This window comes from Sulfurimonas sp. (assembly GCF_028713515.1).
Taxonomy (GTDB): domain Bacteria; phylum Campylobacterota; class Campylobacteria; order Campylobacterales; family Sulfurimonadaceae; genus Sulfurimonas.
Genome location: NZ_JAQTOD010000004.1, coordinates 74,092 through 94,077 on the forward strand (window position 1 = coordinate 74,092; position 19,986 = coordinate 94,077).

Annotated in this window: 23 protein-coding genes; 9 read left to right on the top strand and 14 right to left on the bottom strand. The window is 34.0% G+C overall.

Annotation, left to right across the window (positions count from 1 at the left end; genetic code table 11):
- From PHV22_RS08915 to PHV22_RS08930, 4 genes are read left to right on the top strand one after another with little or no spacing between them, the layout of a single operon-like run.
- Entirely contained in the window at positions 1–549 is a 549-nt protein-coding gene (locus PHV22_RS08915; RefSeq protein WP_295023466.1) for a HobA family DNA replication regulator, read from the top strand.
- Positions 536–1,165 carry a DNA polymerase III subunit delta' gene (locus tag PHV22_RS08920; RefSeq protein WP_299947184.1) on the top strand — a complete coding sequence of 210 codons (630 nt, stop codon included), beginning with the start codon at positions 536–538 and terminating at the stop codon, positions 1,163–1,165. Before PHV22_RS08915 ends, PHV22_RS08920 begins: the two co-directional genes overlap by 14 nt.
- Positions 1,152–2,306 (top strand): dihydropteroate synthase, encoded by a 1,155-nt coding sequence (gene folP / locus PHV22_RS08925; protein ID WP_299947187.1) that lies wholly within the window; start codon positions 1,152–1,154, stop codon positions 2,304–2,306. Before PHV22_RS08920 ends, folP begins: the two co-directional genes overlap by 14 nt.
- A 4-nt stretch (positions 2,307–2,310) precedes the next feature.
- Complete coding sequence (locus PHV22_RS08930) at positions 2,311–3,654, top strand: diguanylate cyclase (RefSeq protein WP_299947201.1); 1,344 nt, start codon at positions 2,311–2,313, stop codon at positions 3,652–3,654.
- Between the two features lie 120 nt (positions 3,655–3,774).
- On the opposite strand, the gene PHV22_RS08935 is transcribed toward PHV22_RS08930, so the two are convergent.
- The 11 genes from PHV22_RS08935 to PHV22_RS08985 form a co-directional block, all read right to left on the bottom strand.
- Positions 3,775–4,014, bottom strand: a complete 240-nt coding sequence (locus tag PHV22_RS08935; RefSeq protein ID WP_299947204.1) for a hypothetical protein — start codon at positions 4,012–4,014, stop codon at positions 3,775–3,777.
- A gap of 233 nt (positions 4,015–4,247) precedes the next feature.
- Positions 4,248–6,128 carry a molecular chaperone DnaK gene (gene dnaK / locus PHV22_RS08940; protein ID WP_295023458.1) on the bottom strand — a complete coding sequence of 627 codons (1,881 nt, stop codon included), beginning with the start codon at positions 6,126–6,128 and terminating at the stop codon, positions 4,248–4,250.
- A 52-nt stretch (positions 6,129–6,180) separates the two neighbouring features.
- Positions 6,181–6,744: a nucleotide exchange factor GrpE gene (gene grpE, locus PHV22_RS08945; RefSeq protein WP_295023611.1), complete on the bottom strand. Its 564-nt coding sequence runs from the start codon at positions 6,742–6,744 to the stop codon at positions 6,181–6,183.
- A gap of 149 nt (positions 6,745–6,893) precedes the next feature.
- Positions 6,894–8,996, bottom strand: coding sequence for a ferrous iron transport protein B (gene feoB, locus PHV22_RS08950; RefSeq protein WP_299947207.1), 2,103 nt, complete (start codon positions 8,994–8,996; stop codon positions 6,894–6,896).
- A complete protein-coding gene (locus PHV22_RS08955) occupies positions 8,993–9,220 on the bottom strand; it encodes a FeoA family protein (protein WP_299947210.1) in 228 nt (75 codons plus the stop codon). Before PHV22_RS08955 ends, feoB begins: the two co-directional genes overlap by 4 nt.
- 16 nt (positions 9,221–9,236) lie before the next feature.
- The gene (locus tag PHV22_RS08960; protein ID WP_299947213.1) at positions 9,237–10,532 is read right to left on the bottom strand and encodes an OprD family outer membrane porin; all 1,296 of its coding nucleotides are present in this window, start codon (positions 10,530–10,532) and stop codon (positions 9,237–9,239) included.
- A 158-nt stretch (positions 10,533–10,690) separates the two neighbouring features.
- Entirely contained in the window at positions 10,691–11,260 is a 570-nt protein-coding gene (locus tag PHV22_RS08965) for a ComF family protein (protein WP_299947379.1), read from the bottom strand.
- A 23-nt stretch (positions 11,261–11,283) separates the two neighbouring features.
- Positions 11,284–13,074: a translation elongation factor 4 gene (lepA, locus tag PHV22_RS08970; RefSeq protein WP_299947216.1), complete on the bottom strand. Its 1,791-nt coding sequence runs from the start codon at positions 13,072–13,074 to the stop codon at positions 11,284–11,286.
- An 11-nt stretch (positions 13,075–13,085) separates the two neighbouring features.
- A complete protein-coding gene (locus PHV22_RS08975; RefSeq protein WP_299947218.1) occupies positions 13,086–14,012 on the bottom strand; it encodes a ribose-phosphate pyrophosphokinase in 927 nt (308 codons plus the stop codon).
- 412 nt (positions 14,013–14,424) lie between these two features.
- Positions 14,425–14,634: a hypothetical protein gene (locus tag PHV22_RS08980; RefSeq protein ID WP_299947221.1), complete on the bottom strand. Its 210-nt coding sequence runs from the start codon at positions 14,632–14,634 to the stop codon at positions 14,425–14,427.
- Entirely contained in the window at positions 14,631–14,924 is a 294-nt protein-coding gene (locus PHV22_RS08985) for a BrnT family toxin (RefSeq protein WP_299947223.1), read from the bottom strand. Before PHV22_RS08985 ends, PHV22_RS08980 begins: the two co-directional genes overlap by 4 nt.
- 209 nt (positions 14,925–15,133) lie before the next feature.
- Here PHV22_RS08985 and PHV22_RS08990 point away from each other — a divergent pair, with 209 nt between their 5' ends.
- The gene (locus tag PHV22_RS08990; RefSeq protein WP_299947226.1) at positions 15,134–16,381 is read left to right on the top strand and encodes an ATP-binding protein; all 1,248 of its coding nucleotides are present in this window, start codon (positions 15,134–15,136) and stop codon (positions 16,379–16,381) included.
- A 199-nt stretch (positions 16,382–16,580) separates the two neighbouring features.
- On the opposite strand, the gene PHV22_RS08995 is transcribed toward PHV22_RS08990, so the two are convergent.
- From PHV22_RS08995 to PHV22_RS09005, 3 genes are all read right to left on the bottom strand, one after another.
- Positions 16,581–16,733 (bottom strand): hypothetical protein, encoded by a 153-nt coding sequence (locus PHV22_RS08995; protein WP_299947229.1) that lies wholly within the window; start codon positions 16,731–16,733, stop codon positions 16,581–16,583.
- 95 nt (positions 16,734–16,828) lie between these two features.
- A complete protein-coding gene (locus PHV22_RS09000) occupies positions 16,829–17,431 on the bottom strand; it encodes a hypothetical protein (RefSeq protein ID WP_299947232.1) in 603 nt (200 codons plus the stop codon).
- Positions 17,428–17,721 (bottom strand): hypothetical protein, encoded by a 294-nt coding sequence (locus PHV22_RS09005; RefSeq protein ID WP_299947235.1) that lies wholly within the window; start codon positions 17,719–17,721, stop codon positions 17,428–17,430. Before PHV22_RS09005 ends, PHV22_RS09000 begins: the two co-directional genes overlap by 4 nt.
- 196 nt (positions 17,722–17,917) lie before the next feature.
- On the opposite strand from PHV22_RS09005, the gene PHV22_RS09010 reads away from it, so the two are divergent.
- From PHV22_RS09010 to PHV22_RS09025, 4 genes are all read left to right on the top strand, one after another.
- Positions 17,918–18,259: a hypothetical protein gene (locus PHV22_RS09010; protein WP_299947238.1), complete on the top strand. Its 342-nt coding sequence runs from the start codon at positions 17,918–17,920 to the stop codon at positions 18,257–18,259.
- A gap of 1 nt (position 18,260) precedes the next feature.
- Positions 18,261–18,545 carry a hypothetical protein gene (locus tag PHV22_RS09015; protein ID WP_299947241.1) on the top strand — a complete coding sequence of 95 codons (285 nt, stop codon included), beginning with the start codon at positions 18,261–18,263 and terminating at the stop codon, positions 18,543–18,545.
- 79 nt (positions 18,546–18,624) lie between these two features.
- Positions 18,625–19,743 carry a replication endonuclease gene (locus PHV22_RS09020; RefSeq protein ID WP_299947244.1) on the top strand — a complete coding sequence of 373 codons (1,119 nt, stop codon included), beginning with the start codon at positions 18,625–18,627 and terminating at the stop codon, positions 19,741–19,743.
- Complete coding sequence (locus PHV22_RS09025) at positions 19,740–19,961, top strand: hypothetical protein (protein WP_299947247.1); 222 nt, start codon at positions 19,740–19,742, stop codon at positions 19,959–19,961. Before PHV22_RS09020 ends, PHV22_RS09025 begins: the two co-directional genes overlap by 4 nt.
- Positions 19,962–19,986 lie beyond the last annotated feature (25 nt).

Sequence of the window (19,986 nt, forward strand, 5' to 3'; positions counted from 1 at the left end):
ATGCAGAATTTTGCCCAGTGGAGCCTTGACGCAATAAGAGAAGAGGGCGGTTGTCTGAGTTGGCTAGAAGAGCAAAGATTTGACTGGACAACAACAACTTCTCAAGCACTTGAGCAGATTATAAATGGCAAAACAATTATTCTTGTAACAGATGAGAAAAGAAAATGGTTAGAGAGCTACATCCTTAGTTCTATAAATGGCGCAAGGCAAGATAGACCGCTTCTTCCGATAGTTAGTATTGATAGTATCTACTCACACTTTAATAGCGTTAGTAACTCCGAGATGCTCGATGTTGTTGAGGATATGATTTCTCTTTCTCACAAAGATGAGTATTTTTTCTGGTATATTGGCAAGGGTGATGATAAAAGAGCAGATATTGCCAAAAGGAAAGATAGTAGCTATTTTTGGATTTTTGATGAAACTTATCTCAATGCGTTTAACCTAAGGTCGTATGATAAACTACTAGACATAAAACTTTTACAACTATTTGGGCTTCTAAATCTATCGCTAAACGCTGCGATGTTTGGAGAAGTTGATGTTAGTATCTGAGGCAAAAAGAGGTTATATCTTAGTTTCAACAGAGATAGAAAAAGAGGTTAACAAGCTAGTAGCGGAGTTAAAACCAAGCAGAGTAGTTAGTTTCATCGAAGAGGATTTTAAACTAGAGCACGCAAAAGCAGTTGTTGCTGAGTCTTACATAAGTGAATCAGAGACAAAGTATATCATAATCGCCGCCTCAACTTTTGGAAGAGAGGCTCAAAATTCACTTCTAAAAATTCTGGAAGAACCACCCAGAAACATAGAATTCATAATCATCTCTCCCACAAAATCAAACCTTCTTCCAACCGTTCGCTCTCGTTTACCGATAGTCAATGGCGAAAAATTACACACCATAAAAGAGGTTGAGTTAAATCTTGCTAAGATTGACTATACGCAAGTTTTTAAATTTTTAAAAGCTAACGCAAGAGTAACAAAAACCGAAGCCAAAGAGTTGATTGAAGGGCTTTATTATAGAGCTACAGTTGTTGATATGCTTATGCTCTCAACCAAACAGTTAGATAGTTTTGATAGAGCGTACAGACTTTTAGAGTTAAACTCAAGAGCCCAGAGCGTATTCGCAGAACTTATTATGGGATTTGCAGGAGATAAAAATGCAGCTTCTTAAACTCTCAAACTCAATTGATATAAAAAAATATTTAATAGATTTGAGTGTAGATAGTGGTGGTATCCAGATACTATCATCAAAGGCAAAAACTCATATCATCTATATAAAAGATTTACATGTCGGTGGTGCAAATATACTAAAGCAAGATGCGCTTAGCATTGGAGCAGATTTGGCTGTGCCTCGCGGAACTGTGGTTGCAAAAACTCCATTTGTGGATTGTATGTTGATTGTGACCACAAAACAGTTGCAAACACTTAGTAGAAAAGAGTTGGCGCAACCCTTTGGACTAAAAGATGTTGCAAAAAAACTCAAAGATATTTTAATGGCAAAAAAACCATCAAATGTTCAAATAATGGGCGTTATAAATGCAAACAGTAATAGCTTTTTTAGCGACTCAAGATTTATGGGAAATAGAGCTGTTGATACGATAGAGAAAATGATAGAAGATGGAGCAGATATTATCGACATCGGCGGAGTCTCATCTGCGCCAAACTCGCCGCTTGTTGATAAAGATGAAGAGCTAAGACGAGTTAAACCGATACTTGATGCCATAAAACAAAACGGACTTTATGAGAAAGTTAAATTTAGTATTGACAGCTATGAACCGCTTGTGGTTTCTTATGCTCTTGAGAGCGGGTTTAGAATTGTTAACGATATCACAGGTTTAGCAAATGATGAGATCTGCAAACTTTGTGCATCTTATGACGCAACCGCTGTAATTATGCATATGCAAAATAGTCCACAAAATATGCAGGAAAATCCAAAATATGAGGATATTATAAGTGAAATATACTCATTTTTTCAAAGTAAACTAGAAAAAGCTGATGCGTTTGGGATTAAAGATACACTTTTGGATGTGGGCATTGGATTTGGTAAAACACTAGAGCATAATCTTGTTTTAGTAAAACATCTTGAACACTATTTAACACTTCAAAAACCGTTACTCGTTGGTGCTTCAAGAAAATCTATGATAGATAAGATTTCATCATCTTTGCCTCAAGATAGACTAGGGGGAACCCTTGCTCTACATTTAGAAGCCATGAAAAATGGAGCTTCTATTCTTCGTGTGCATGATGTAAAAGAGCATACGCAGGCTCTCTCTGTTCAAAAAGCTCTAGACAACATAAGTATAAAAGGTTAATAATATGAAATTTCCAACACTTGGTGAAATTGCTACAAAAAATGTCGTCTCAATTAATATAAGAAAATCAATTGCAGAGGCAGTAGGGCTAATGTTTGAAAACGACCATAGAAATGTAGTGGTAGTTGACGGTAGCTCTTTTCGCATATTAATAGCGTCTGATATTTTAAAAGCTAGATCTCAAAATATAAACTTAAGCGACCAATTAAATATTTTAAATTTAGAAATTATACCAACAATGACTAAAGGGAATAATGTTTTGCAGACGCTAGAGCACTTAAGTTGTAATATAGAGTATATCTGTGTTATAGATGATGATGATGGTTCTCTTTATGGGCTTGTTACACATACTGATATTATAAGCAATATTGATCCAGAGACGCTGATGGAGAGCTTCTGTTTACATGATTTTTTAAAGCTCAGCAAAAGAGATAAGTGGATAAAAAAAGAGATGAAAACATCTCATATTCTTAACGAAATGGCTCAAAATTCTCTTGATAGTGTAATAATTATAGAAGATTTTAAGCCACTTGGTATTTTTACCACAAAAGATGTAATAAGAGTAATAAAAAACAGTAGTGATTTAGAGCTTCCCGTTAGTAGCTATATGTCATCTCCAGTTGATACAATTTTTAGAGGTAGTTCAATTAAAGAAGCGGTAGCATTTTTAAAGAACAAACATTATAAAAGAGCTGTTGTAGTTGATAAAGATGGTAATATGCATGGAGTGGTCTCGCAAAAAGAGCTTATTTCACTGGCATACTCGAAGTGGGCTAGTTTAATGAAAGAGCACCACGAGGAACTTGATAAAATAAACTCTAAACTCTTAAGTAGAAGTAAAAAATATGAAATAATAGCCTCAACTGATCCTTTAACTGGGCTTTATAATCGTTACAAATTCTCTAAACTGTATGAGTTATCATATAGCACTATGATGGAACGAAGCAGTGCTGTGTCACTGTTGATTTTAGATATAGATAATTTCAAGAAGATTAATGATACGCATGGGCACAATACAGGGGATACTGTTCTTGTGAAATTGGCGAATTTACTACAGGGTAGTTTAAGAGATATGGATATTGTTTGTAGGTGGGGAGGTGAAGAATTTGTGCTTCTGCTTTTGGCGACAAACTTAAAAAGTTCAGTTTTATTGGCAGAAAAGTTAAGAGAAAATATTGAGAAATTAGAGATTGATACTGTTGGTAAAATAACTGCGAGTTTTGGTATTGCCGAGCTTATAGAAGGTGATGATCTAAAAAGCACAGTAGGTAGAGCAGATAAGGCACTGTATCTAGCAAAAGAGTCTGGAAGAAATTGTGTAAGAACTCAAAATGAGATTGTTAATTAGTATTGATAGAAATAGCTCTATAGTTGACTTTTTTGAAAATATTTTTTTTATGAGAAAGTAGAGAATTGGAGTTAAAAAATAAGTAGAGACAGAGAGTCTCTACTTGAGTTAAAAGTAAAATTATTTAGCAGGAGGAGTTTCAGCTGCAGGAGCGGCAGCGTCAGCAGCAGTCTCAGCTTTTTTAGCCTTCTTTGCTTTTTTAGCTTTTTTAGCTTTAACCGGCTTAGCAGCTTCTGGAGCTTTAGCAGCTTCGGCTTTTTCAGTAGCAACAGCAGGTGCAGCAGCATCTTCAGCAGATAGCGTAGTTGATGTAGCTACAAACAGTGCAGCACCTAATATAATTGATGTAATTTTTGTCATTTAGACTCCTTTTTGTTTTAAATCAGAAGAAGTATATCACAAAAAAATAAAAATACGCAAGAAAAAAACTATTAAAAAAATAAGAAATTATTATCTGAAAAAAAATATATTTTTTGAAGAAAATAGAGGCTCGATTCCAACCATTTAAGGTATATTTTTTATTTTCAGTATATTTAGCTAAGAGTAAACCACTTGTAGAGTGGCTCTATGCAATCACAGAACCACTCCAAAGCTTACTCTATTTCAGCGTCAATAACATCATCATCTTTTTTCTTTTTAGTATCAGCTTCACCAGCTGGAGCACCTTCATTTTTGTACATCTGTTCAGCCATTTTATGACTTACTTCTGTTAATGTTTTTACTTTAGCTTCAATTTGTTCTTTTGTAGCATTTGTGTCTTTTAGCGTATCTTTAAGATCAGCTATTGCAGCTTCAATTTTTGCTTTTTCGCCTGCTTCAACTTTGTCTCCATTCTCTGAAAGAGATTTTTCAGTTTGAGCTATTAGTGCATCTGCTTGATTTTTAAGGTCCACTAACTCTCTTCTTGTTTTATCTTCAGCTTTATGAGCTTCTGCGTCTTGAACCATTCTATTAATCTCATCTTCACTAAGTCCTGAACTTCCACTTATTGTGATTGACTGAGATTTACCTGTGCCTTTATCTGTTGAACTAACAGTAAGTATTCCGTTTGCATCGATGTCAAAAGTAACTTCGATTTGAGGAACACCTCTTGGTGCTGCTGGAATATCTCCTAATTCAAACAATCCTAAAGATTTATTATCTTTTGCAAACTCTCTCTCACCTTGAACAACTGAAATGCTAACTGCAGGTTGGTTGTTTTCTGCTGTTGAGAAGATTTGAGATTTCTTAACAGGTATTGTTGTCCCTTTTTCAATAATTTTAGTAGCAACACCGCCTAAAGTCTCAATTCCAAGTGAAAGTGGAGTAACATCTAAAAGAAGAACATCTTTAACATCTCCTCTTAAAACTCCACCTTGAATAGCCGCGCCAGCCGCTACAACTTCGTCTGGGTTAACACTTTTGTTTAGAGTTTTTCCACCAAAGTAATCGGAAACCATTTTTTGAGCCAATGGAACACGGATAGAACCACCAACCATTATAATCTCTTTGATGCTGTTGTTCTCTAAGCCAGACTCTTTCATGGCAGTTTTGATGTGATCAATTGTCTCTTTAATAAGTGATTCAATCATACCTTCAAATTTAGCGCGAGTAAGTTTGATAACCAAGTGTTGTGGTCCAGCTTCTGTCATAGTGATAAATGGTAGGTTAATCTCAGTTTCAGTTGCGCTTGAAAGTTCTTTTTTAGCATTTTCAGCAGCATCTTTTAATCTTTGAAGTGCCATTTTGTCATTTTTAAGCTCTATTCCATGAGTAGATTTAAATTCTGAATTTAAAAAATCAACAATTTTATTATCAAAGTCATCACCGCCTAAAAATGCATTACCATCAGTTGATAGAACCTCAAAAGTTCCGTCGCTAATTTCTAATACAGTAACATCGAATGTTCCTCCACCTAGGTCATAAACAAGTACATTCTCTTCTGCCTTGCTCTCTAATCCATATGCAAGAGCTGAAGCTGTTGGCTCATTGATTATGCGAAGAACATTTAATCCAGCAATTGTTCCGGCATCTTTTGTTGCTTTTCTTTGTGCATCATTAAAGTATGCAGGAACCGTAATAACTGCATCAGTTACAGTTGAGCCAAGATAAGCTTCCGCATCTTCTTTTAGTTTTGAAAGAATTTTTGCTGAAATCTCTTGTGGAGTGTAGATTTTACCAGCTACATCAACCGCCGCCATTCCATCTTTATTTACGATATTGTATGTTACTTTGTCGTGAGCCGCTTTTGCATTCTCTTCGCTCATCATAAGACCCATAATTCTCTTGATTGAAGAGATTGTTTTATTTGGGTTTGTGATTGCTTGACGCTTTGCAGGATCTCCTACTAAAACATCACCTTTATCTGTAAACGCAACTACCGAAGGAGTAGTATTTTTACCCTCTTTATTTGGGATGATTTTTGCCTCACCGCCTTCATAAACTGCAACACATGAATTTGTTGTTCCTAAATCTATACCGATAACTTTTGACATATTATTTTCCTTAATTTAATTTAATTTTGTATACTATTTGTTGTAGATAGCTCTAATTAGCTACGACTACCATTGCTTCTCTTAGTGGTCGCTCTTTATATTTGTAACCAGTTTGAAAAGTTTTTATTATCTGTCCACTTGCAATTTCATCGTGATCGACGCTTTGAATTGCATTGTGGATATTTGGATCAAAAGGCTCGTCATGCGAAACCATCTTTACTCCATGTTTCTCCAGAGATGTTGTCAACTGTTTAAGAGTTAGCTCAATCCCCTCTTTTAGTTTTTCTAGATGCTCACTTGCATCTGCTACATTCGCAGTAGATAATACAGCCATCTGAAGTGCATCCATAACAGGAATCATATCTTTAGCAAATTTCTCATTTGCGTACTCAACGGCTGTATACTTTTCTCGTTCTAGCCTCTTTTTGATATTATCAAAATCAGCATGAACTCTCGCATACTTATCTTTTAGAGTTGTTAACTCCTCTTGTAGTAAATCTAGCTCATTACCAACGGCCATTGCATCGGCTTCAGCTTCTTCGTTGCTAACTTCTACACTCTGCTCATCATTTTCATGAGTTTTGTTTCGTAATTCTTCATCAGTTTGTTTTGACATAATAGTTGAATTCACTCCTTTATTCTAAATCTACGGCACTATTATACATATTGAGTGTAACAATGTCAAGTATATGTTTAGTTATTTCGATAAAGATAGTTGAGTCTATCTTTATCAATGTTGTTAAATAAGAGTATATTAAAGTTGCTTTAGTATCCAAGCAGTAGTAGTGAATGATAAGCGATAAAGGCAAGTGTCCATGCTGTTATAAATGTAAATAGTACCAAATAAACAGTGTATTTTTTTCCGCCTGCTTCTTTTGTAAATACTGCTGTAGCAGCAATACAAGGCAAATAAACCATAACAAATACTATAAAAGCTATAGCGGAAGCAAATGGAATTTCTCTTGATATGATGTTCTTTAGGGCATCATCTTCCTCTTTTATTTCACTTCCTATTGAGTAGAGTACTCCCAAAGTAGAAACAATGACTTCTTTTGCTGCTAATCCGCTTAGTGTAGCTACACTCATTCTCCAGTCAAAACCAAGAGGTTTAAAAATAGGCTCAATTGCTTTGCCAGCAAAACCTAAATATGTATTTTCCATAAGTTTTTTTTTCATCTCATTTGAAATAATATTTTTATCTGCCTCTAGCGCAGTTTCTATTTTATTTGTATAGGCATCTTCTATTTGAATATTTTTTGGATATGAGCTAATAAACCATATAAATATAGAAGCCATAAAAATAAATGTTCCAGCTTTTTTAAGATACATTATAGATTTCGAGTAGATAGTAAACCAAATAAGTTTTACGCTAGGAAGCCTGTATTTTGGCATCTCCATAACGAATGGTTCATCATCTCCGCGAAATACTGTCAATCTAAGCACTTTAGCGGCAATAAGGCCTAAGAATGCACCGCTCACATAAATAGCAAAAAGTACATTTCCGGCAGACTCGGGTGTAAAAAATGCTCCAGCGAAAAGTACATAAACTGGGAGTCTGGCTCCGCAACTCATAAACCCTATTATAAACATAGTAAGAAGTCTATCTCTCTCACTTTTTAGAGTTCGTGCAGCCATATAAGCAGGAATAGAGCAACCAAAACCAGTCACAAGTGGAATAAAACTTTTGCCATGAAGACCAAATTTATGAAAAAAACCATCGAGTACAAATGCCACTCTTGCCATATAGCCGGTAGTTTCCAAAAGAGCGATACCTAAAAATAAAATCATGATATTCGGCAGAAATAGTAAAACCGTACCAACTCCGGCTATTATTCCATCAACTATAAGAGATTTTGCAGGTTTGTTTGTTATGAATTCTCCGGCTGTATCGCCCAAAAATTTAAAAAATGCTTCTATGTAATCCATAGGAACTTGACCAAGCGTAAAGGTAAGTTGAAACAATCCCCACATTAAAAATAGAAAAATAGGAATTCCTAGATATTTGTTTATCATTATTGAATCAATCTTTTGCGTAACAGAGGTTATATTTTTTTTATTATTTTTGATTACCTCAAGGCAAGCACCACGAGCAAAAGCATCTCTCTCGTCAGCAAATATTTCATTAGAATCTCTGTTTTTAAACTGAATATGTAGTTTCTCAAGGGTATTGTTTAAAAGTGGTAGCAACTCAGCGTAAATAGGTTCCTCATGAATCATCTTATAAATTGTTCTATCTTGTTTCAGCAACCCTATTGCCACGCTTCTGTTTGAGTGGTTTGTAAGTTTAAAATTTCTACTTTTCATAAATGAGACAAGCTCTTCTACTCTATCTTCTATTGCGTCACTGTAATAAAATTTAGGAGCTTTTTTTGGCTCTTTTACTGTATGAATAATCATATCAACCATAACATCAAGGTTTGTCTTTTTCAAAGATGAGGTCTTGATACAATCAACTCCCAGCAGTTCGCTAAGCTCTTTTTCATCAATAAAGACACCCTCTTTTATGGCTTCATCATCCATATTTAGAGCTACAACCATTCTTTTATCGAGTTCTAAAAGCTCACTTGTTAAAGATAAGTTTCGCTCCAAATTAGTAGAGTCTAGGACATTTAAAATTATGTCATACTCGCCTTCTATCAAAAACTCTTTTGTAACTTTCTCATCTTTGGCAAAGTCATCCAAAGAGTATGAACCAGGAAGATCTATAATATCTATTTTATATCCGTCTCTCAAAAGAGTAGCTTCTGCTTTCTCAACCGTAACGCCAGCAAAATTTCCCACCTTTAGATTGGCTCCACTTATAGAATTTAGCAGATGACTCTTGCCAACATTTGGTTGCCCAACAAGGGCGACAACTATTTTTTTCACTTTATCTCCTCAACTTCTATCTGCTTGGCTTCTGAAGCTCTAAGAGCTACTTCTGCAGAACCGATTGATATTTTTATATTTTGTTTTCCAAGACTCTCTTCTAAAACTATTGCCTTTATATGTTTAGTTATCCCTAGAGCTCTTAGTCTTTTTTTAAGAATAGCATCTGCGTTTATCTCTTTAATTAGAACCTTCTTATCTGTTTGTACCTCTGATAGTAGCATCTCTGTCTCCTATTGCTTAAAAATTATATTTGATGAAAATTCTTGCTCTGTTGTTTGTATTGCTTTGCTCGTCTTCTATTTTTGAGAGCATCATTTCTATGTTTGCCTGTTTATTTAAGATATAGCTTGCACGAAAATCTGTCTCTTTTTTTGTTGTATCATCTACTCCTCGATAAAAATTAGCATGTGCTATGGCAATATTTGTTCCTTTAAAACCTACTTTTTCTAAATCAAACTCAACCCCAATTTTATAGGCGCTAACATCTCCTGCGCAGTTTGCAGTTTCTACATCCATAGATGTAAAGAGCGAATCTTTAGCCCCGCCAAAAAAATCTGCAGTTCCTCCATCATTTAAGCTTTCCTTATTTTTACCAGATTTGTTGTAAGCTAAGAACCACTTTAGTCCTATAGTTTCTGATTCAAGTTCTATAGCTGCACCATATATATCGCAGTCAACCTTTGCAGCATAGTCTATTTTGCTGTAGTTATCTAATTTACCAATTGATTTTTCACTCATATATTGAGCCATTAAATTTATAGACATAGCATCTGATTTGTATGCTTTTATTGAGCCTTTCGTATAGTATGTATCAAGCATTTTAGTTTGTCTATAAAACCATCCATCCAATGTGAAATTTTCACTTTCATAAGCTGCACCAATTATGAATAGTCTAGAGTTAATGGCTGATGGATTGTCAGCAAAAAAATTCCCAAATGTTTCCGTGTTGTTAATAACCTCTCCGAGTTTGACAAATTTTGAGTGATCTGAGCTATTTTCCCATCCAGCCATCCGTGATACAATCCCTGTTGTTAGCTTTAATTCTTTAGATGGTAGGTAATTTACTAGAGCAGCAGTAAAGAGATTTGGTATCATTCTTATGTCATCAGAGTTTATAAGCGGTAGATCAAGCTCCATTTGACCTAGTTTAATCTCCATATCATTGCTTGCATATTTTACAAACATTTCACCGAGCATTGAGTAGCCATCACCATTTGGATTGTAATAATCATGGTCTTTTGAGCTTCTGTTTAAAATTGGATATACCATATAAAATGAAGTTTTTAGGTTTATTGCATACAGTGGGGTCGTTTCAAATGAAATTTTGCCACCAACTAGCAAATCTTCTGTGCCATTTCCTGCTTCATTGTGAGAGTTTGTTTGATAAAGTACTCTGGCTTGTCCTTTCATTTCTCCTAATTTAAGTATTTCACTAAATTTTTTTGCTTCTGATGTGGGTTTTTCTAATATATCTTCTCCGGTCGCAAAAAGTGAAGTAACTGCAACAAATAATAATATGGCTAATTTTTTCATGTTGTTTCCTATATATCTAATTTTGAAAATCACTATCAAATAATATAGAAATATTATCTATTTGTCAATGGTTTTGATAATTATTTTCAATATTAAGTTTTAGTGATAATTTATTCGCCTAGGCAAGGAAAGAAGAAGGGCGATATAAAGAGTATTTTCTAGGATATTTGGCTTGCATCAGCGAGCGCGATGCAGAAGAGAACTGTATTGTTATTTTTCTCGGCAATTTCAATGGCTTGAGTGAAAGTTAAGCCTGTTGTAATGATGTCGTCTACCAAAATAAGATCTTGATTTTTAAGATTTTTTAGTTCAAAATTTCTGGGATTTAGAAGTCTAAACTCTCTGCTTTTGCCCGAGTATGAGACGCTGTTTTTAGCTCTAAGTCTGTTAAATTGTGGCTTTATAAATTTAGAGCAAAGCGCTTTGTTTAAAATAGCTGTGTGAGAATAACCACTTTTTATGCCATCATCTATTGCTATGGATACAACTTTGTTCTCAAACTTGAACTCAGATGCAAATTTTTTTAGAGAGTTTTTGGCGAGAATGGAGTAGATGTAGTAGCCGATATCTGTATGTTTTGTATGAAGCAGCTCTTTTAATTCGCTATATTTGTAAAAAGAGATAACTTCTATTTTGTTGAGAATTTTTCGTTTGTAGATTGATGGAGCAAGAAAGGATATTTGGCAATTTTTACAGATGTGTTCAAACGATAAGTTCTCACACAGCATACATTTCACAAAAAATCTCTTCTCTAATCCATCTTTAAAATAGACATAAATGCCTCTTGAGGGAGATTTACTTTGCCTATAGACTTCATTCTTTTTTTACCAGCTTTTTGCTTGTCTAAGAGTTTTCTTTTACGAGTAATATCCCCACCATAGCACTTAGCAGTAACATTTTTGCCCATACTTTTTACAGTTTCTCTTGCAATAACTTTGTTACCCAAAGATGCTTGAATGGCTACCTCAAAAAGTTGTCTTGGAACCAGCTCTTTCATATTTTTAACCAAAATCCGTCCGCGATAATCAGCTGAAGTTCTAGGAACTATAACGCTTAGTGCATCAACGACTTCGCCAGCAACTCTAACATCAAGTTTAACCAAATCACCCTCTACAAATCCAATTGGCTCGTAGTCAAAACTAGCATATCCTTTAGAGATTGACTTTAACTTATCATAAAAATCAACCACGATTTCATTCATTGGCAGAGAATACTCAAGCATAACTCTCTGCTCATTTAGGTAGGTCATCTTATCTTGCGCGCCTCTTTTGGCTACTAAAAGATTTATAACATTTCCGAGATATTCAGCTGGAGTTATAATCGTAGCTTTTACATAAGGCTCTTCAATTCTTGCAATATAGTTTACCGCAGGAAGCTCCGATGGATTTTGAACTTCAACCATCTCACTACTTGTAAGAAATACATGATAAACAACAGATGGAGCAGTAGCGATTAAGTCAAGTGCAAACTCTCTCTCCAATCTCTCAACAATTACCTCCATGTGAAGCATCCCTAAGAATCCTACACGAAATCCAAACCCAAGCGCGATAGATGTTTCAGGCTCATAGCTAAGAGAGCTATCATTTAGTTTTAGTTTATCAAGCGCATCACGAAGCTCTTCAAACCTATCTGTGTCAATCGGATAGAGTCCTGCAAACACAAAAGGTTTTGCAGGCTCATATTTTAAAGCTGGCTCTTTTGTTGGATTTTTAGCATCTGTTATTGTGTCGCCAACATTTACAACCCTAACATCTTTAAGCCCAAGCACAACTATTCCGATTTCCCCAGTTTTTATAGAGTTAGTTTTTTGTCTTTTGAGTGGATGAGGATACATCAAATCAAGAACAGGATGCTCTTCATTGTTGCTCATAAGTTTTACAATTTGACCCTTCTTTATCTCTCCATCAAAAACACGCACAAGTGCTACAGTTCCAAGATAGGAGTCAAACCAACTATCATAGATAATTGCTTTTGTAGTAGCATTTTCATCTCCAACTGGTGCTGGGATACGGTCAACTATTGCGTCGATAAGTTCACGAATCCCAACACCTGTTTTTGCAGAGACTAAAATCGCATCAGTTGCGTCTATGCCGATACTTGTTTCTATCTCTTGTGCTACTTTATCAGGGTCAGCCGCTGGAAGGTCTATCTTGTTTATGACGGGAATCAACTCTAAGTTGTTGTCCATCGCCAAATAGACATTTGCGATAGTTTGTGCCTCAACACCTTGCGCTGCATCCACAATAAGAAGCGCACCATCACTTGAAGCAAGCGATTTGCTAACTTCATACGAAAAATCAACATGACCAGGAGTATCGATAAGATTTAGGATGTAATGCTCGCCATCTTTTACATAATCAAGCCTAACGCTTTGAGCTTTTATGGTGATACCACGCTCTTTTTCTATATCCATGGTGTCCATCATCTGTTTTGTGAGTTCTCTATCACTTACGGCGCCACACTCTTGGATAATGCGATCCGCTAAAGTGCTTTTACCATGGTCTATGTGCGCAATGATGGAGAAATTTCTAATATTTTTCAATAATTTTCCCTTTATGAAAAAAGTGAGTTAACACTCTCATTGTGGTAAACCCTGCGAATTACCTCGGCAAAAAGAGGAGCAACCGATAAAACTACAATCTTGTCATGTGGCTTTGTAACTAGTGTGTTTGTGATGATAAGCTCATCAAGTTCGCCATTTTCTAGGTTTTCAAAAGCTTTACCGCTTAAAACTCCATGAGTAGCACATGCCATAACAGAATTTGCTCCCTTGTTTTTAAGCGCTGTTGCCGCTTTCACCATGGTTCCAGCAGTATCAACCATATCATCAATCATGATTACATCTTTACCTTCAACATCACCGATAATATTCATAACTTCACTCTCATTGGCTTTTTCACGGCGTTTATCAACGATTACCATATCAAGTCCCATTCTTTGTGCGAAGTATCTAGCTCTTGCAACACCACCGATATCAGGAGATGCAATGATAGGATTTTTAAGATTTTTACTTTTTATGTAAGTTTCGAATGTGATAGAACCATAAAGATTATCAACAGGGATGTTAAAAAATCCTTGGATTTGTCCAGCATGAAGGTCGATTGTTACAACTCTGTTTATCCCAGCAGCTTCATACATATCGGCCACAAGTCTAGCAGTGATAGGAACTCGAGGAGCGGCTTTTCGGTCTTGTCGTGCGTATCCAAAATATGGAACAACTGCCGTGATAGTAGAAGCGGATGAGCGACGAAGAGCATCTGTCATGATTAGAAGTTCCATCAAATTATCGTTAGATGGAATTCCAGTTGATTGGACAATAAAAACATCGCGACCACGGACACTCTCGGCAATTTGAACAGAGATTTCGCCATCACTAAATTTTTTTATATCAGCATTTGCTAATGGTACATCTAATAGTTGACAAATCTCTTTTGCAAACTCTCTACTAGCAGAACCAGCAAAAATTTTATAACCACGCATGGGATTCCTTCTTGGAAAAAATTAATTTGCAATTATATATAAAGAGTGCTGAGGGGTTGTTAAAACTAACTTTAGCTTAGCGCATTGCCAACATAAATGTCTATAAGTAAATACATAATCACAATAAGTATATGCAAATAGAGTTAGAAAGATTGATAAGTCAATTAGATTGTTTTAAAAAAGTGTGTATTAAAAAAAGTAATACTAGAAAAATATTTTAGCTACCATAGAAATTTAAGACTCTGAAATGGCGTGTTTTAGGGGTTATAAATGTGGTGGCTCCGAATACTGGAGCTAACTTTATAAACTAAACGATACCATCAAATACCGTATTTACGGAGTTTTCAAAATATATAATTTTTTTAAAAATGGATTTGGTGCTAATAAAATGCACCGAGATGGCACCGAGAATCTAAACTGCTAATTTTTTAGAAATCTCAATGTCTTGTTTTAGTAATGAGTTTATAATGCCATTTAGAGAGAAATCTTTATCTACATTTTTCAACTTTTGCATAAAAAAAGTTTTAACATCATCATCTAAATATATTGGTATATCCAGTTCATTTAAAGGTCTATAAAACTTGCCTTGTTCTGCATTTGTAAAATCATACTCTTTCTTCATAATGGACACCTTTCGTTATAAATTTTTTGCTCTTTTTTTGTAGCATTTCTAGCAGATATAATTCTTACTATTTCAATACCGTCTTTATCTCTAAATGTATGAACTACTACCAAAATAACTTCATTTAAAGATTTACCTAGCAATACCCATCTATCTTCATCTTCTGAATGCTCTTCATCATAAAGACTTAGAGAATATATATCACCAAATACATAAGCAGCTTGTTCAAAAGACACTTTATGTTTTTTTATATTTGACTTCTCTTTTTTAGTATCCCATTCAAATTTCATGATGTTATTTTAGCGTAAAATAGTATCAATTTGTGCTTGTAATTAATAAGTCAAAATAAAGCTTATACTATTTGAGTTTTATTTATGTCCTTGCATTAATTTGCTACCACTTGTATGGTATGACAGTAAATTAATACATTGCATATCCTTAAATAATAACTATAAGTGCTATAATTTACGAATTATATTAAAAATAAATAGGAATAATTATGCAAAAAATCAATCCTTTTACACCGAATAATCCAGTCAGTGCAGGGATGTTTGCAGGTCGTCTTTCTGAAATCATAGCATTAGAAAAAGGATTGTTTCAAACAAAAAATGGCTTCCCTAACAATTATCTGATTACTGGAGAACGCGGCATAGGAAAATCATCATTAATGATTTATCTAAAGTATATTTCATGTGGCGATATTGAAAGTTTAGAACATGGAAAATTTAATTTTATTACAGTGAATACTGTTTTATCGGAAAAATCTGATTTAGGAATATTCATTAGGTTAATAGAAAAAAAAATAATGAGAGAAATCGGTAAGCTTGAAAAAGTTAGAAAGTTTCTAGCTGATACTTGGTCATTTGTTCAAAGAATAAAGATAATGGATTCTGGTATCAGTGAATCTCAGAGAGAACAAGAAATAGATATATTAATAGACGACTTTGCATATTCTCTTGCAGAAACTTGCAACAGAATAACTAAACCTGAAAAAGATGAAGAAAAGAGAGATGGAATTATATTTATCATTGATGAAGCAGATAATGCCTCTGAATCGCTTCGCATTGGATATTTTTTTAAAACAGTTACTGAATTATTGCAACAAAATGGTTGCAACAACATTATGTTCATAGTTGTAGGTCTTCCAGAAGTAGTTGAAAAATTATCAAGTTCACATGAATCATCCGTTAGAATATTTACCTCATTAAAAATTAATGAATTAAATATGATAGATAGAGAATATGTTATCAACAAAGGTATTGAAGAAGGCAATAAAATCAATGATGAAAAAACTTCAATAACGAAAGAGGCTATAAGTCATATATCAAAACTTTCAGAAGGATATCCACACTTTATACAACAATTTGCGTTCTCTGCCTTTGACTATAATAGTGATGGTGAAATTAATGACGAAGATGTATTAGAAGCTGCTATTAGAGAAGGCGGAGCAATAGATGCAATAGGAAATAAATACTATGCCAATTCTTTCCATGATAAAATAAAATCAGATGAATATCGTCAAGTTTTAAGTATTATGGCAGAAGAAATGAATTCTTGGATTAAAAAAGCTGAAATAAGAAAAAAATTTATTGGGGATGATTCAACTTTATCTAATGCTCTTCAAGCATTGACTAGTCGTAAAATAATATTAAGAAATTCATCAAGGATGGGTGAATATAGGTTACAGCAAAGAGGATTCGCATTGTGGATTAAACTTTTTGGGAATAGAGCTAAAACTATAATTTAATGTTTATGGTATAATATAGCACTAAAACATTAGAATATTTATGAATAATACCGATAAATTAGGTGTAGTCCTTAAATTATGGAGCTAGCTTTATAGACTAAATAATACCATCAAATACCGTATTTACGGGGTTTTCAAAATATATAATTTTTTTTAAAATGGATTTGGTGCTAATTAAATGTACCGAGATGGCACTGAATTAAACCTTATTGTTAAATCTCTTTTTTATTTCTTCCAACCGCTTAGTCATAGTTTCATCTAGAGAAGTATGTTCATTTAGATGGTTATCTTCTTCGGCTTTTTTGCACTTAATTACATCCGTATTTTTAAAATACTTTCTGAAAAAATTCATTAGTAAAATATTATTCTCCCATAATATCTGAGAATTGTTGTTGTGCTTTGGTTGAACTTCAATAGAAGAATGACAATTCTTGCCATTTGATACACTTAAGCAACTTTCCTTTTGTAATAGGAGTTCCGCGAATTTCCAGTATTTATATGGTACTGCGAAGGCGCTAAACCTTTCCCCTTGCTTACGTAGATGCTCGCACATTGTTTCGTCGTTTGTACACGCACATTCAATATTGATGATTGACAATTTTGGCTCGTTTTGCCTAAGTATGAAACATTCTGGAGCGTATGTTCCCTCAAGCTTTGAAAAGAATTTATCGTGTAAAAGTCTTCCGAAGTACATTGTTTTGCCTCTGTTTTCAAAAAATTATGTTGACGTAGCATAAATTCTTTTAGTTCTTCTAATTTGATTGGACCTAAATTTTTTATACTATTTCCATTATCAATATATGCATCAATATAATTCTCTGAATCGATTAATAAACCCACGGTTAAATTTTTTTTAAAGATAATTCTTAAGCTTATACTGCCATCATTTAGTGGGTATGCTTCAATATCTAAATACATATAAGTAGGTAATTCTTCTGCAATAGCTAAGGCAATTATAATGGAATCACAGTTGATTTTTTTACCTTCACCGAAATTCCACCCATCTTCTAATGTAGTCAAAGATAATATATGACTCTTTATATTTTTCATTTTTCATTTTCTCTTAGTAAACTATCTTCCATCTTTTTCTTAAATTCAGGAATGGAGTTTACAGTACCAGTCCTATCCTCTATATCATTGATTAAGTCGGTTAAAAAAATGGATAATGTTTTAAGTGTACCAAATGACATATTCAGTAAAGCTACTGTTTCAGAATTTCGTCTAAGATGAATGGAAGCATCTGAATTAGAAAAACCAACCTCAAAACCATTAAAGTATATTTCACCCTTATAATCTTCACTTTGTTTTACTTCTCGCGTTTCTTCGATTATTTCGCTCATCTAATCAAATTCCAATTCTTTTATATTTGCAAGATGTTATCATAAAAATACAAATAATATGGTAAATCTATATATATTAATAATATATCTTAAATCAAATATATCAAAAACAATGCTAATATGTATTGACATTGAATATCTTATGCGATATTATTTTAAATATCTAAATAGATATTTAAAATAATAGGGGTCCAAAATGGATAAGAACAAAATCATAAAGTCAGTAAAAAGACAAGAAGAAGAAAAGGTAGCTGTTAGTTTAAAACTTCCTGCAAGTTTAAAAGAACAATTGCAAAAGCTAGGCGAGGAAGAGTCAATTTCAATGAACTCTTTAATTGTAGCAACTTTACATTCATTAATAGATGATGATTGTGGAAAAGAGCTTAGAAAAGCAAAAGATTTATTATTGGAATTGCATGAATACATAGCTCATGATATAGACGATATTGAACAATATGGAATTGTTCCAGATAATATTGTGTTGTATACAAAACTGCTAAGTCAAAAAAAACAAATAGAAGAATTAAGAGGAGAGTAAAATGAACGCAGAAATAACAGCAATCCATAAAAATGTGATTGTTAAAGAAAAAAAAGATAAAGCAACTGGTGAAGTGGTAAAAGAACTTTTAGTTCAAGTTGAGCAAAAGATAGATTTGCCAGACGGTCAGTTTAAATTTGAAAGCTATGATATCCCAGTTGATATCTCTTTACAAAAAAACTACGCAGATAAAAAAGCTGGTGACATAATCAAAGTACCATGTAATATATATGCTAAAGCAGTTAATGCTGATTATGCAATATTGGGTATTGGCAAAGCGAAGTAGTTATTTAAAAATAAGCATCAGAGAAACTCATCTTGGCGGAGAGCTTCCCTGACTGTAAATCCCACGCAAGGAGATACAAATGAATTGTATCAAAAACACACATAAAAATAGTAGTGTCGTAGGTGGAAGAGTTGTTGTAGAGGCTTCGCGCTTCGCGGAGAAAGACAACTCTTTTGCCGTAGGCACCTTGACTAATTATAAAGAAGTTGTGGACATTGACTTAACGGACTCAATAAATGAGATGCATAGAAAAATCCATTACGGCTTATCTAAAGTTGATTTAGACAACATAACAACCAAGCTAAAAAACCAAAAGAGCTTTTTAGACTTTAGTTTTATATATGACAGAATTAACCATACTAGAATCCCACTATCTGACATTGTCATATCAGCCAACCACTCGCCACACAGATACTATTCTGAAATTCAAAACAGAGTAAACACTCTGCAAAAGATAGCAGAACAGAGAGGCTTAAAACCACTCTTCATGACATTAACTCTACCGAGTGAGTATCACAGCTTTAAAACAACTAAAAAAGGTAACTTGGTACCTAATCCAAAATTCAACAACACAACTCCAAAGGAGTCAGTAAAAGCACTCACAAAAATGTTTGCAAGACTTCGACAAGATAGAGCATTGAAAGATGGATTACATAAAGACAACCGTATATATTTTAGAGTAAACGAGCCTCACAAAGACGGAACACCACATACGCATATTTTGATGTTCGTTCCATCTGGTAGGGTTGAGGGAGTTAAAAAAGCATTTAAAAGACTGTTTGATGAGAGAGGTAATGACATTCAAGATGATATAAAAAACTCTACATCGTACATCATGAAATATATCAATAAAACGCTCCCGCTCTCTAAAAAAGAGAAGTTGAGCGAAAAAGAGAAATATCTAAATGCTTGGTACTCTAAAAACAGAGTAGTAAGATTTAACAGCTCTAAGACATTAGCACCGCTTAGTATTTATAGATTACTTCATAATAGATTTTCCATGTTTGCCCTTACAAGACTCATAAATGAAAACCATTTTAAAATCTATGTAACTCTTGACACCAACAAAGTAATAGAGATAACAGATGAGTGGGGTGATACGGTTTATGCTCGTAATGACAGCTTCAATGTGCATCTAATGGGAAATAATTTTAATTATTTGCGAACAAACGATAGTGCGATAGGGCGTATAGCATGAATATTTCACTTGAACACTTGGAACTTATCCCAAAACTCTTAAATGAGATAAAGTCGCTAAAACTTACTCAAGCTATGGGTAGTGAAAAAAGATGGTTAAACTCAAAAGAACTTAGCGACTATATAGGCTACTCGATAGATTCAATTAATAAGATGGTTAAAGAGGATGTTTTTATAGACGGTGTACTACTATCAACCCTCAAAAAAACTCTTATTTGATAAAAATCAGATTGATAACTGGATA

What these genes read in the sequence shown, in the direction of transcription:
- PHV22_RS08915 (WP_295023466.1), top strand. Translation starts at nt 1, where the DNA reads ATGCAGAATTTTGCCCAGTGGAGCCTTGACGCAATAAGAGAAGAGGGC.
- PHV22_RS08920 (WP_299947184.1), top strand. Translation starts at nt 536, where the DNA reads ATGTTAGTATCTGAGGCAAAAAGAGGTTATATCTTAGTTTCAACAGAG.
- folP (WP_299947187.1), top strand. Translation starts at nt 1,152, where the DNA reads ATGCAGCTTCTTAAACTCTCAAACTCAATTGATATAAAAAAATATTTA.
- PHV22_RS08930 (WP_299947201.1), top strand. Translation starts at nt 2,311, where the DNA reads ATGAAATTTCCAACACTTGGTGAAATTGCTACAAAAAATGTCGTCTCA.
- PHV22_RS08935 (WP_299947204.1), bottom strand. Translation starts at nt 4,014, where the DNA reads ATGACAAAAATTACATCAATTATATTAGGTGCTGCACTGTTTGTAGCT.
- dnaK (WP_295023458.1), bottom strand. Translation starts at nt 6,128, where the DNA reads ATGTCAAAAGTTATCGGTATAGATTTAGGAACAACAAATTCATGTGTT.
- grpE (WP_295023611.1), bottom strand. Translation starts at nt 6,744, where the DNA reads ATGTCAAAACAAACTGATGAAGAATTACGAAACAAAACTCATGAAAAT.
- PHV22_RS08955 (WP_299947210.1), bottom strand. Translation starts at nt 9,220, where the DNA reads ATGCTACTATCAGAGGTACAAACAGATAAGAAGGTTCTAATTAAAGAG.
- PHV22_RS08960 (WP_299947213.1), bottom strand. Translation starts at nt 10,532, where the DNA reads ATGAAAAAATTAGCCATATTATTATTTGTTGCAGTTACTTCACTTTTT.
- PHV22_RS08965 (WP_299947379.1), bottom strand. Translation starts at nt 11,260, where the DNA reads ATGCTGTGTGAGAACTTATCGTTTGAACACATCTGTAAAAATTGCCAA.
- PHV22_RS08975 (WP_299947218.1), bottom strand. Translation starts at nt 14,012, where the DNA reads ATGCGTGGTTATAAAATTTTTGCTGGTTCTGCTAGTAGAGAGTTTGCA.
- PHV22_RS08980 (WP_299947221.1), bottom strand. Translation starts at nt 14,634, where the DNA reads ATGAAGAAAGAGTATGATTTTACAAATGCAGAACAAGGCAAGTTTTAT.
- PHV22_RS08985 (WP_299947223.1), bottom strand. Translation starts at nt 14,924, where the DNA reads ATGAAATTTGAATGGGATACTAAAAAAGAGAAGTCAAATATAAAAAAA.
- PHV22_RS08990 (WP_299947226.1), top strand. Translation starts at nt 15,134, where the DNA reads ATGCAAAAAATCAATCCTTTTACACCGAATAATCCAGTCAGTGCAGGG.
- PHV22_RS08995 (WP_299947229.1), bottom strand. Translation starts at nt 16,733, where the DNA reads ATGAATTTTTTCAGAAAGTATTTTAAAAATACGGATGTAATTAAGTGC.
- PHV22_RS09000 (WP_299947232.1), bottom strand. Translation starts at nt 17,431, where the DNA reads ATGAAAAATATAAAGAGTCATATATTATCTTTGACTACATTAGAAGAT.
- PHV22_RS09005 (WP_299947235.1), bottom strand. Translation starts at nt 17,721, where the DNA reads ATGAGCGAAATAATCGAAGAAACGCGAGAAGTAAAACAAAGTGAAGAT.
- PHV22_RS09010 (WP_299947238.1), top strand. Translation starts at nt 17,918, where the DNA reads ATGGATAAGAACAAAATCATAAAGTCAGTAAAAAGACAAGAAGAAGAA.
- PHV22_RS09015 (WP_299947241.1), top strand. Translation starts at nt 18,261, where the DNA reads ATGAACGCAGAAATAACAGCAATCCATAAAAATGTGATTGTTAAAGAA.
- PHV22_RS09020 (WP_299947244.1), top strand. Translation starts at nt 18,625, where the DNA reads ATGAATTGTATCAAAAACACACATAAAAATAGTAGTGTCGTAGGTGGA.
- PHV22_RS09025 (WP_299947247.1), top strand. Translation starts at nt 19,740, where the DNA reads ATGAATATTTCACTTGAACACTTGGAACTTATCCCAAAACTCTTAAAT.